General features: G+C 66.2%; 7 protein-coding genes. All 7 read left to right on the forward strand.

Going from position 1 to position 13,036, the window contains the following annotated elements; translation table 11 throughout:
- The first annotated feature begins 3 nt into the window (after window positions 1-3).
- Entirely contained in the window at window positions 4-3,246 is a 3,243-nt protein-coding gene (carB, locus tag AMD14_RS09925) for a carbamoyl-phosphate synthase large subunit (protein ID WP_011051189.1), read from the forward strand.
- An 8-nt stretch (window positions 3,247-3,254) separates the two neighbouring features.
- Complete coding sequence (gene greA, locus AMD14_RS09930) at window positions 3,255-3,719, forward strand: transcription elongation factor GreA (RefSeq protein WP_003486289.1); 465 nt, start codon at window positions 3,255-3,257, stop codon at window positions 3,717-3,719.
- Window positions 3,720-3,735: 16 nt separating this feature from the next.
- Window positions 3,736-4,656, forward strand: coding sequence for a hypothetical protein (locus AMD14_RS09935; RefSeq protein WP_005915426.1), 921 nt, complete (start codon window positions 3,736-3,738; stop codon window positions 4,654-4,656).
- Window positions 4,653-6,389, forward strand: coding sequence for a single-stranded-DNA-specific exonuclease RecJ (gene recJ / locus AMD14_RS09940; protein WP_011051190.1), 1,737 nt, complete (start codon window positions 4,653-4,655; stop codon window positions 6,387-6,389). Before AMD14_RS09935 ends, recJ begins: the two co-directional genes overlap by 4 nt.
- A gap of 400 nt (window positions 6,390-6,789) precedes the next feature.
- Window positions 6,790-11,295, forward strand: coding sequence for an RHS repeat domain-containing protein (locus AMD14_RS09945; RefSeq protein WP_040151920.1), 4,506 nt, complete (start codon window positions 6,790-6,792; stop codon window positions 11,293-11,295).
- The gene (locus AMD14_RS09950; protein WP_015472237.1) at window positions 11,202-12,032 is read left to right on the forward strand and encodes a phage tail protein; all 831 of its coding nucleotides are present in this window, start codon (window positions 11,202-11,204) and stop codon (window positions 12,030-12,032) included. The genes AMD14_RS09945 and AMD14_RS09950 overlap by 94 nt, the downstream gene beginning before the upstream one ends.
- Window positions 12,029-13,036 carry an RHS repeat-associated core domain-containing protein gene (locus tag AMD14_RS09955; protein ID WP_015463110.1) on the forward strand — a complete coding sequence of 336 codons (1,008 nt, stop codon included), beginning with the start codon at window positions 12,029-12,031 and terminating at the stop codon, window positions 13,034-13,036. The genes AMD14_RS09950 and AMD14_RS09955 overlap by 4 nt, the downstream gene beginning before the upstream one ends.

Below are 13,036 nucleotides of genomic sequence, written 5' to 3' on the forward strand. Positions count from 1 at the left end.
CCCATGCCAAAGCGCACCGACCTAGAAACCATCCTGATCATCGGCGCCGGCCCGATCGTCATCGGCCAGGCCTGCGAGTTCGACTACTCCGGCGCGCAGGCGTGCAAGGCGCTGCGCGACGAGGGTTACCGCGTGGTGCTGGTCAACAGCAATCCGGCCACCATCATGACCGACCCGAACATGGCCGACGCCGTGTACATCGAGCCGATCAACTGGCAGACGGTCGAAAAGATCATCGCCAAGGAAAAGCCCGATGCCCTGCTGCCGACCATGGGCGGCCAGACCGCGCTGAACTGCGCGCTGGACCTGGCCGACCACGGGGTGCTGGAGAAGTACAACGTCGAGCTGATCGGCGCCAAGCGCGAAGCGATCCGCATGGCCGAAGACCGCGAGCTGTTCCGCGTGGCGATGGGCGAGATCGGCCTGGACTGCCCGACGGCGGCGGTTGCCCACACGCTGGAAGAAGCGCTGGAGATCCAGACCCGCGTCGGTTACCCGACCATCATCCGCCCCAGCTTCACCCTGGGCGGTAGCGGTGGCGGCATCGCCTACAACCGCGAAGAGCTGATCGAGATCGTTGGCCGCGGCCTGGAACTATCGCCGACCACCGAAGTGCTGGTGGAAGAGTCGGTGCTGGGTTGGAAAGAATTCGAGATGGAAGTGGTGCGCGACACCGCGGACAACTGCATCATCGTGTGCGCCATCGAAAACCTCGACCCGATGGGTGTGCACACCGGCGACTCGATCACCGTTGCGCCGGCGCAGACGCTCACCGACAAGGAATACCAGCGCCTGCGCGATGCCTCGATCGCGGTGTTGCGCAAGATCGGCGTGGATACCGGCGGCTCGAATGTGCAGTTCGGCATCAGCCCGACCACCGGCCGCGTGGTCGTCATCGAAATGAATCCGCGCGTGTCGCGTTCCTCGGCGCTGGCCTCCAAGGCCACCGGCTTCCCGATCGCCAAGGTCGCCGCCAAGCTGGCCGTGGGCTACACGCTGGACGAATTGAAGAACGAGATCACCGGCGGTCTGACCCCGGCCTCGTTCGAGCCGTCGATCGACTATGTGGTCACCAAGATTCCGCGCTTTGCGTTCGAAAAATTCCCGCAGGCCGATGCGCGCCTGACCACGCAGATGAAGTCGGTGGGCGAGGTGATGGCGATGGGCCGCACCTTCTCCGAATCGCTGCAGAAAGCGCTGCGTGGCCTGGAAACCGGCAAGATCGGCCTGGATCCGACCGGCCTGGACCTGAGCAGCGAGGACGACATCGCCACGCTCAAGCGCGAACTGAAGGCACCGGGCCCGGAGCGCTTGTTCTACGTCGCCGATGCCTTCCGTGCCGGCATGACGGTGGCCGATGTGTATGCGCTGTCGTTCATCGACCCCTGGTTCCTGGACCAGATCGAAGAAATCGTCAGCCACGAACAGCAGTTGGCCGACGACGGCATGGCGGCGCTGGATGCACCGCGCCTGCGCATGCTCAAGCGTGCCGGTTTCTCCGATGCGCGCATGGCGCAGCTGATCGGCAGCAACGAAGAATCGGTACGCACGCTGCGCCGCGCGCTGAAGGTACGCCCGGTCTACAAGCGCGTGGATTCGTGCGCTGCCGAATTCGCCACCAGCACGGCGTATCTGTATTCGACCTACGAGGACGAATGCGAGGCGCTGCCGACCGATCGCGACAAGATCATGATCCTGGGCGGTGGCCCCAACCGCATCGGCCAGGGCATCGAGTTCGATTACTGCTGCGTGCACGCGGCACTGGCGCTGCGCGATGATGGCTTCGAAACCATCATGGTCAACTGCAATCCGGAAACCGTCTCCACCGATTACGACACCTCCGACCGTCTGTACTTCGAGCCGCTGACGCTGGAAGACGTGCTGGAAATCGTCGAGCTGGAAAAACCCAAGGGCGTGATCGTGCAGTACGGCGGCCAGACTCCGCTGAAGCTGGCGCGTGCGCTGGAAGCCAACGGCGTGCCGGTGATCGGCACCTCGCCGGACTCGATCGACCTGGCCGAAGACCGTGAGCGTTTCCAGCAGCTGGTCGACAAGCTCGGCCTGAAGCAGCCGCCGAATCGCATCGCCCGCAATGCCGAAGAAGCCTTGGTGCTGGCACGCGAAATCGGCTACCCGCTGGTGGTGCGCCCGAGCTACGTGCTGGGCGGCCGTGCGATGGAAATCGTCTACGGCGAGTCCGACCTGGCGCGCTACGTGCGCGATGCGGTCAAGGTCTCCAACGATTCGCCGGTGCTGCTGGACCGCTTCCTCGACAACGCGGTGGAAGTGGACGTGGACATCATTGCCGACAAGGACGGTAACGTGCTGATCGGCGGGGTGATGGAACACATCGAAGAAGCCGGCGTGCATTCGGGCGATTCGTCCTGCTCGCTGCCGCCGTATTCGCTCTCGCCGCAGACCCAGGCCGAGCTGCGTCGCCAGGTGGTGATGCTGGCCGAAGGCTTGAACGTAGTCGGCCTGATGAACACCCAGTTCGCGGTGCAGGTCAACGAGGCGGGCGACGACATCGTGTACCTGCTGGAAGTGAACCCGCGTGCCTCGCGCACGGTGCCGTTCGTGTCCAAGGCGATCGGCATGCCGCTGGCCAAGATCGCCGCGCGTTGCATGGCCGGCAAGACGCTGGCCGAGCAGGGCGCCACCAAGGAAATCGTGCCGGACTACTACTCGGTGAAGGAAGCGATCTTCCCGTTCGCCAAGTTCCAGGGCGTGGACCCGATCCTCGGGCCGGAGATGCGCTCCACCGGTGAGGTGATGGGCGTGGGCCGCAGCTTCAGCGCTGCGTTCGCACGCGCGCAGGAAGCCGGTGGCATCAAGGCGCCGCCGCTGGGCAAGGCCTTCGTCTCGGTGCGCGACCCGGACAAGCAACGCGTGCTGCCGGTGGCGCAGGCGCTGGTGGAGCGTGGCTTCACGCTGGTGGCCACGCGCGGTACCGGTGCCTGGCTGCAGCAGAACGGACTGAGCTGCGAAATCGTCAACAAGGTGGCCGAAGGCCGCCCGCACATCGTCGATTCGATCAAGAACGGTGAGATCGTCTACATCGTCAACACCACTGAAGGTCGCGCTGCCATTTCGGATTCGTTCTCGATCCGCCGCGAAGCGCTGCAGCATCGCGTGACCTATTCGACCACTGTCGCCGGCGCCAAGGCGCTGGTGCAATCGCTGGAATTCCGCGGCACCGGCCCCGTGTGGTCGCTGCAGGAACTGCACAAGGAGCTGGAAGCATGAGAGCACCCATGACATCGAAGGGCGCGCAGCGCCTGCGCGAAGAGCTGGAACACCTGAAGTCGGTCAAGCGCCCGGAGGTGATCAATGCGATCGCCGAAGCGCGTGCGCATGGCGATCTGAAGGAAAACGCCGAATACCATGCGGCGCGCGAGCAACAGAGCTTTATCGAAGGCCGCATCAAGCAGCTGGAAAGCGAGCTGTCGCATGCCGAAATCATCGACATCACCAAGTTGTCGGCCGGCACCAAGATCGTGTTCGGCGCCACGGTGACGCTGGCCGATACCGAGACCGACGAAGAGAAGCGCTACCAGATCGTTGGCGATCTGGAAGCGGACATCAAGATGGGCCTGATCGCGATCTCCTCGCCGTTGGCGCGTGCGCTGATCGGCAAGCTGGAAGGCGATTCGGTCACCATCGATGCGCCGGCCGGCCAGCGCGAGTACGAAGTCGTCAGCGTCGCCTACCTGGACTGACCGGCATCACTGCGCGATGACCACCGCCACATTGCTGCTGCCGGAAAAACGCCGCCTGCCCGGAACCCTGGGCGATACGGCAGTGGCGCGTGCGCTTGCGCGCGCCGACGGGCACACCGCCGACGCCGGCGAAGTGGCGCAATTGCAGCGCCATTTCAGTCTGACTCCGGCGCACTGGCCGGTGGCCGCGTTGACGCGCCAGCTGGATGCCGGCGATGCCGCCGGCGCCACCTGGGTGCGCGCGGATCCGGCCTATGTGGTGCCGGATATGCAGGGCGCGCGGTTGATGGGCTACGGCGAGGCGCTCGGTCCCACCGCCGACGATCTGGCGGTGCTCTTGCCCATCCTCAAGCCGATGTTCGGCGATGCTGGTTTTCTGTTGGACGCGCCCACGCCATCGCGTTGGTATCTGCGCCTGTCGCCGGATGCGAAATTGCCGGACTTCGCGCCGCCCGATATCGCCATTGGCGACGACTTGTTCGAGCACCTGCCGGCCGGCGATAGCGGCCGCCGTTGGCGGGCCTTGCTGACCGAGGCGCAGGTGCTGCTGCATCAACATCCGTGGAATGAAGGCCGCATCGCCAGCGGCAAGCCGGCCATCAATTCGCTGTGGTTCTGGGGTGGCGGCGTCCTGCCGCACGCGGTGAGTTCGCCGCATCGCCAGGTGCGCAGCCGTGAATCGCTGCTGCGCGCGCTGGCGCTGGCGGCAGGTGCCGACGCGCAGGGCGAACAACGCGTCGATGCGCTGGTGGATCTGCGTCATCTGCGTTCGCTGCAGCAGTTCAGCGACGATGCGGTGGCGCCGCTGTTGGCGGCGATGGCGCGCGGCGAACTGGATCGGTTGGTGTTGGACTTCCAGGACGGCGAAAGCGTGTCGCTCACGCACGCCCAGCGCTGGCGTTTCTGGCGCAAGCCGCGGGTACAGCTGGCGCAATGACTTCGAGTCCGCGGATCGTCCGGCGCTCCTCCGGGCAGGCCGGCAGTTGGCCCGATACCATGTTGCCGCTGCTGCGCCGCATCTATGCAGCGCGCGGTGTCACCGATGCGCAAGGCGCGCAGCCGCGACTGGGCCAGCTGTTGTCGCCGGAATTGCTGCACAACAGCGGCGTGGCCGCCGAGCTACTGGCCGACGCGATCGCGCAGCAACGGCGCATTCTGGTGGTGGGCGATTTCGACTGCGATGGTGCCACCGCCTGTGCCGTCGGTGTGCGCGGCCTGCGCATGCTCGGTGCGCTGGATGTGCACCACGCCGTGCCCAATCGCATGGTGCATGGCTATGGCTTGTCGCCTGCGTTGGTCGACGAACTGGCGGGGTTGCAGCCGGATGTGCTGGTCACCGTCGATCACGGCATCGCCTGTCACGCTGGCGTCGCCGCAGCCAAAGCGCGCGGCTGGACGGTGCTGGTCACCGATCACCATCTGCCGGGCGAGGTGCTGCCGCCGGCCGATGCGATCGTCGACCCGAACCTGGCCGAAGACACCTTCCCCAGCAAGACCCTGGCCGGGGTCGGGGTGATCTTTTACGTGTTGTTGGCATTGCGACAGGTGTTGCGCGCACGCGGCGCCTTCGCCCAGCGTGCCGAGCCTGACCTGTCGGTGCTGCTGGATCTGGTCGCAGTCGGCACCGTTGCCGATTTGGTACCGCTGGACACCAATAACCGTGCGCTGGTGTCGGCTGGATTGCGTCGCCTGCGCGAGGGCAAGGGCTGCATCGGGTTGCGTGCCTTGATCGATGCCAGCGGCCGCGATGTGGCGCGGCTGAGCGCCAGCGATATCGGGTTTGCGCTCGGGCCACGCCTCAATGCCGCCGGGCGGCTCGAGGACATGGCGCTGGGTATCGAACTGTTGCTCAGCGAAGACTGGAGCCAGGCCCGCGAGATTGCCGGCACGCTGGAAGAGATCAACGCCGAACGCCGCGCGGTGCAGCAGTTGATGACCGACGATGCCGAGCACGCCGTCACCAAGGTGGTGCTGGATGGCGATGGTGCATTGCCGATCGCCGCATGCCTGTTCGATGCCGAATGGCACCCGGGCGTGATCGGTCTGGTGGCCTCCAAACTCAAGGACCGCCTGCACCGTCCGGTGATCGCGCTGGCACCGGCCGAGCCGGGCAGCAGCCAGTTGCGGGGTTCGGCGCGTTCGATTCCCGGCCTGCATATCCGCGATGTGCTGGCGGCGGTGGACGCGCGGCATCCCGGATTGATCCAGAAGTTCGGCGGCCATGCGATGGCGGCCGGGTTGAGTATCGACCATGCGGCATTGGCCACGTTCGAGCAGGCCTTCCAGGCGCAGGTGACGGCGATGGTGGATGCCTCGCTGCTGCATGCCCAATTGCATAGCGACGGCGAACTGGCCGCGCACGAACTCGATCACCTGCACGCCGAAGCGCTGCGCGTGGCCGGTCCATGGGGGCAGGGCTTTCCCGAGCCGCTGTTCGATGGTCAGTTCGAGGTGCTGCAGCACCGCGTGCTCAAGGAACGCCATCTCAAGTTGACACTGCGGTGCCCCGGACGCGCGGAACCGCTCAATGCCATCCACTTCAACGGTTGGCGCGGCAGCGATCCCGCGCGCTTGGTGCGGCTGGCCTATCGGTTGGTCGCCGACGACTATCGCGGCGGCACGGCAGTGCAGTTGATCGTGGAGCATTGCGAGCCGGTGGCGTTGGCGTAACACATCGCCGGAATCCGGCGTAGCCATGGCAGGGCTGTTGCCGATGAGACCGCTATTGCATTTCGTAAATGTTGCTGAGAAGCTCCCGATGGCTGCCGCGCTGGGGAGCACGGTCGGTTGTGTCGGTCTGGTCATTGGATGTGCAAGCGCATGCTGCAGGCGTCGTCGCTGCCTGTCGGGCGTCGCTGCGTGTCCATGAGGGCACTGCAAACCTCGCTGCGCACTGCCAGAGCCGTCTGGCATGCAACGCCGTGTCTGCCTGCACGGCGAGCGCACCGACAGGATGTGGACCGTGTAACGGGAGCCGTTGCAGCGCCTTTGCGCGACTGTACGGCGTGATTTTCGTGCTGTCGGTCGTTCAAGGACAAGGAACAACGTGTTCAAGCAAGCGTCACGCCTGATGGGCGTCGTGGTGGTGGTGGGGATGGCGTGTGGTCAGGCGCTGGCGCAGGACGACGCGAAGGCGCCCTGGGAGGAGTACGACAAGCTGATCGGCAAGCGCTCCACGATCGCGGCGCTGGGGCCGACGCTGCTCGGCGACCAGGTCGATCTGGTCAGCGGCGCGCTGTCGTTCCGGCACGCCGACGTCGAGTTGCCGGGCAATGACGCGTTGCCGGTGGCGGTGGCGCGAACGTTCCAAGTCGATGTGCGCACGGACGTGCCATATCACGATCTGCCCTTCGCCGATTGGGACCTGGACGTGCCGCGGCTGTCGGGCAGCTTCGCCAGCGACTGGCCCGATGCACGGTGTGCGGTACCGTCGGTGGAGGCCGCGGCACCGCCGACGGTGCAGGTTGGCGACAAATACTTCTACGCACCCGACTACTGGCACGGCCTGCGCGCGGACATGCCCGGTGGCGGCGAGATGCTGGTGCTCGGCCAGGACGGCGCGCGTCCGGCCAGCGGCGGCCCGTATTACTGGACCACGGCCGGCCGCACGGTGTTCGCGTGCCTGGGCGCGCTGAAGAACGGCAGCGGGCAGGGCTTCCTGGCCACCACCGCCGACGGCACGCGCTACTGGTTCGACTGGATGGCGCAATATCACGAGCCCTCGCTCAAGGGGACGGTCAAGAGCGGAGCCACCCACTACCTGGCGCGCCGCACCAACGTGCTGTACGCGACCCGGATCGAAGACCGGCACGGCAACTGGGTGACCTACGACTATGCCAACGCCTGGAACGCGCCGGCGCGGTTGACCGCGATCGCTAGCGGCGACGGCCGGCGGATGACGCTGGCCTACAACGGCAGCGGGCAGATCCAGAGCGTCAGCGTGGGCACGCGCACGTGGAGCTATGCGTACAGCGGATCGGGTGTGGACAAGCACCTGTCCAGCGTGACGCTGCCCGATGGCAGCCAGTGGCGGTTCGATCTGGCCGCGCTGTCCAACGCGCTCATCCGCTACGAGAAGGGCCAGGCCGGCGATCCGGTGCGCGCCTGCGGCGATCCGGGCGGTGTGATCAGCGGCGGCTTCAGCGGCAGCGTGACCCATCCGTCCGGCGCGGTGGGCACGTTCGCGGTGCAGCCCTGGCGGCATGGGCGCAGCAACGTGCCGCGGGTCTGTAACGAATACACCACGCCCAGCAACGATCCCAACGACGACGTCGCCGTCTATCCGTGGGCCTACGACGCGTTCTCGCTGGTCAACAAGACCCTGTCCGGTCCCGGCGTCGCGCCGTTGCAGTGGCAGTACGACTACACCGCGCAAATCTCCTTCGCGCCCGGCACCGGGCCGGTGTGCACCTCCGGCAACTGCGCCGCGCCCACCTGCCTGTCGGACGATTGCGCCGGCACGGCGGTGACCACGGTGACCGCGCCGTCCGGCGAGTGGACGCGCTACACCCACGGCAACAGCTACCGCTACAACGAAGGCAAGCTGCTCAAGGTCGAGCGTGGCGCCGCCTCGGCGGCCAGCGCCAGCGTGACCACCACCAGCTATGCATTGGCGCAGACGGGCATGCCGTACGTGCAGCCGATCGCGCGCAGCCCGCAATGGCGTGGCGACGGGTTCGTGTCCGAATACCCGCGGCCGGAGAACAAGACGGTCATCGTGCAGGACGGCACCACCTACCAGGCAGTCGTCAATGCCTTCGATGGTTTGGCCCGTGCGCTCAGCGTCACCCGCTCTGGGCCTGGCGGCAACCGCACCGATGCCACCGAGTATTACGACCATCTGTCGCGGTGGGTACTGGGCCAGACCGCGAAGGTCACCAATGGCGATAGCGGCCGGGTGGTGTCGCAGGTGGGCTACGACGACAGGGCGCTGCCGGTGCAGCGCTGGGCGTTCGGCAAGCTGCAGCAGACGTTGAGCTACAACGCCGACGGCACGGTAGCCACGGTCAAGGATGGCAACAACGCAACCACCACGCTGTCGTCGTGGAAGCGCGGCATGCCGCAGGCGATCGCCTATGCCGATGGCAGCACCGTGTCGGCCAGCGTCGACGACAACGGCTGGATCGCCTCGGCGACCGACGAGAACGGCTATGTGACCCGCTACGGCTACGACGTGATGGGCCGCATTGCGAGCATCGCCTATCCCGACGGCGACAGCAGTGCCTGGAACGCCACCACGCAGAGCTTCCAGCAGGTCGCAGGTACCGAATACGGGCTGGGCGCCGGGCATTGGCGGCAGACCGTGGCCACCGGCAACGCGCGCAAGGAGACGTATTTCGACGCCTTCTGGCAGCCGATCGTGACGCGCGAGTACGACCTTGCCGCGGTGGGTGCGACCCAGCGGTTCCAGCGCTTCGCCTACGACCATGCGGGACGCCAGGTGTTCGCCTCCTACGCAGGTGCCAACGACGCGCTCAGTACCGGCGTATGGACCGGCTACGACGCACTGGGCCGGACTACGTCGGTCTCGCAGGACAGCGAGCTGGGGCTGCTGACGACCCTGACCGACTATCTGGCGGGCAACCGGACCCGCGTGACCGGCCCGCGGGGCCAACAGACGCTGACCAGCTACCAGGCCTTCGACCAACCCGTCTATGACGCGCCGGTGGCGATCCAGCATCCGGAGGGCGCATTCACCGAGATCGCGCGCGATGTGTTCGGCAAGCCGCTGTCGCTGCGCCGGCGCAACGCGGACCAGACCCAATCGGTGACCCGTAGCTACGTCTACGACGACATGCAACAGGTGTGCAAGACCATCGAGCCGGAGACCGGTGCCACCGCCAATGGCTACGACGCCGCCGGCAACCTGGTGTGGAGCGCCGGCGGCCTGGCGTTGCCGAGTCCCACGGCGTGCGACACCAGCACCGCCTATGCCTCCGGTCGCCGCGTCGACCGCAGCTACGACGCGCGCAACCGGATCCGGTCGTTGACCTTCCCCGACGGCAACGGCAACCAGACCTGGAACTACACCAGCGATGGCCTGCCCACGCAGATCGTGACCGCCAACGATGGCGGCGCCAGCCAGATCGTCAACACCTACGGCTACAACAAGCGCCGGCTGCTGGTCAGCGAGAGCCTGCAGCAGAGCGGCGGTGCGCTGTGGTCGCTGGGCTATGGTTACGACGCCAACGGCGCGCTGTCCGGCATCACCTATCCGAGCGGGCTCTACGTCGACTATGCGCCCAACGCGCTGGGGCAGCCGACCCAGGCCGGTCCCTACGCAACGGCGGTGCGCTACTACCCAAATGGTGGCATGCAGCAGTTCGCCTACGGCAACGGGCTGGTGCACGGCATGACCCAGAACGCCCGTCAACTTCCGGCCCGCGTGGTGGATGGAGGCGGCGTGCTGGACAACAGCTACGACTACGATGCGTCCGGCAACGTGGCGCGCATCGGCGACGCCCTCGACGGCGCGCGCACGCGCACGATGGAGTACGACACCCTGGAGCGTCTGACCAAGACCTCCTCCAGCGCCTTCGGCGGCGACGGCGTGATGCGCTACAGCTACGACGCGCTGGACAACGTGCGCAGCGCCAAGCTGTTGGGCAGGAAGGAACACAACTACTGGTACGACGCCAATAACCGGCTGAGCAACGTCACCACCGACAGCGGCGCCACGACGGTGGGGTTGAGCTACGACGCGCAGGGCAACCTGAGCAACAAGAACGGCCAGCAGTTCACCTTCGACCTGGGCAACCGGCTGCGCGAAGCGGTGGGCAAGGAAGGCTATCGCTATGACGGTCATGGCCGTCGGGTGCAGTCGGGCACGGCCGGTGGCAGCCGGATCCTGTCCTTCTACGGCCAGGACGGGGTGCTGCGCCGGCAGAACAACGAGCGCCAGGGCAAGACCATCGAGTACGTCAGCCTCAACGGTAGCCTGGTCGCCAAGCTGACCACGGTGGTGGCGCCGGTGACGCCGACGCTGTCGGTGCCCAGCTACAGCAGCAACGGCAGTTACACCGTCAGCTGGAACGCAGTGGCCTTCGCCACCAGCTACGAGCTGCAGGAGCAGGCCAATGGCGGCGCCTGGAGTGGCACCTACAGCGGTGCCTCACAGACCTGGTCGGCCAGCGGCAAGCCGGGCGGCAGCTACAGCTATCGGGTGCGCGCGTGCCAGGCGGCGGCGTGCAGCGGTTGGAGCGCGGCGGCCACGTCGACCGTGCAACTGCCGCCGTCCAGCGCCCCGGCGCTCACTGCCCCGGCGCAAGCGCCCAACGGCACCTACACGGTGGGCTGGAGCGGCCCGGCGGGTGCGGACACCTACCGTCTGGAAGAGAGCGTCAACGGCGGCGGCTGGAGCGAGGTGCAGAGCGCGGCCGCCACCAGCAGGGCGTATACCGGCAAACCCGCGGGCACCTATGGGTACCGCGCCCGTGGCTGCAACCCGGCCGGCTGCGGACCGTACTCGGGCACCACACCACGGTGCAGGCGTTCTATCCCCCTGGCGGAACCCCGAGCCTGTCGGCCCCGGGCCAGAGCCTGGGCGGCAGCTACACGGTGGCGTGGAGCGCGGTGAGCGGCGCCGCCAGTTACCGGCTGGAAGAAAGCGCCAACGGCGGCGGCTGGACGCAGGTGCAGGAAACGGCCACGACCAGCACCGCATTCTCGGGCAAGGCCGCGGGCAACTATGGTTACCGCGCGCGTGCCTGCAATGGCGCCGGTTGTGGCGGCTATTCCGGCACCGCGACGGTCTCGGTGCTGTATCCGCCCTCGGGCGCACCGTCGCTGACGGTCCCGGGGAGCAGCAGCACCGGCAATTACACGGTGAGCTGGAGCGGGGTGGCCACGGCCGACAGCTATCGCCTGGAAGAGCAGGTCAACGGCGGCGGTTGGAGCGAAGTGCAGAACGCCGCTAGCACTTCCTGGGGCGCTGGCGGCAAGGGCAACGGCACCTACGGCTACCGTGCACGCGGTTGCAACGCGGCCGGCTGCGGCCCGTACTCGGGCAGCGGCAGCATCCAGGTGAGCCTGCCGCCGCCGATCCCGGCGGTGCCGGGTGGAGTGGCGGCGTCCAGCTACTGGGACCGCGAGGTGCGCCCGGCCAAGCGCTACAACGAGGTGATCTGGAACGCGGTAGGCGGGGCGACGGCGTACGAAGTGCAGGCCCAGCCGGGTAGCGCGTCGGCGAGCATCTACTACCGCGGCGCCGACACCAATTACCGCGACACCCTCACCGCCACGCCGCTGCGGTACTGGGTACGCGCGTGCAACAGCAGCGGCTGCTCGGCCTGGAGCGGGATGGTGCAGCCATGAGCCCATGGATGAAAATGGGAAGGTTGAGTGCGCGTTTGCGCGATTGCGTCCGTGCAGCCGCACTGGGTTTGCTGTTGGTTTCGGCGAGCGCCGTGGCGCAGACAACGGTGGAATACATCCATACCGACGCACTGGGCTCGCCGGTGGCGGTGACCAACGCGTCCGGGCAGGTGGTGGAGCGGACGTTTTATGAGCCGTACGGTGCGCAGGTCGACGGGACGCCGGACGATGGTCCGGGGTTCACGGGGCATGTGGAGGATGCGGCGACCGGGCTGATTTACATGCAGCAGCGGTACTATGATCCGGCGATTCCGCGGTTCCTGTCGGTCGATCCGATGACCGTTGACACCAGCAGCGGTGCCAACGTCAATCGTTATTGGTATGCGGCCAACAACCCTTATCGGTTTACCGATCCGGATGGGCGCTGCGAAAAGCCCACTGGCTCGAACATCTGCGCAAGCGGCGGATACTCGGGCTCCACAACCCAGGGCGGCGCTGCTGGGGAGAAACGATCTGCCAATGCTGGCTTGGCGGCTACCTCATCGAACAACGGATTCGTCTCTGCTTTCACCGATCGGAACTGGCTTACAGGTGATGGAAGCCTTACCGATTTCGGTGCGATTGCGCATGATGTCTGGTACCCCTTGCTCGATATGCCGGAAGGGGCTGGCTTCAAGCTGGTGGGCGGCGGCTTGATGGCTGTCAGGCTTGGTAAGATGGGCGAGGACGCCGTACGGGCCACATACAATATTGGTGGGAAAGGATTTTTTGTCGTAAATGGAAGGCTTCGAATAGCTGACGGATTGAATAAAGATCTCAGGACAATCAGCGAAGTTAAGAGCAAGCAGTCCCTAGACTATACTAGGCAGCTAAGAGACTATGTTGATTACGCCAAGCTCAAGGGGTTTGATTTTTATCTCTACGTGAGGCCCGGCGCAAAACTTTCAGGGCCGCTTCGTCAAGCGGAAGCGGCAGGCGATATTGTGATAAAGGATATTCCGTGA

The sequence above is a fragment of the Xanthomonas citri pv. citri genome (genome assembly GCF_000961215.1).
In the GTDB taxonomy this organism is placed as follows: domain Bacteria; phylum Pseudomonadota; class Gammaproteobacteria; order Xanthomonadales; family Xanthomonadaceae; genus Xanthomonas; species Xanthomonas cissicola.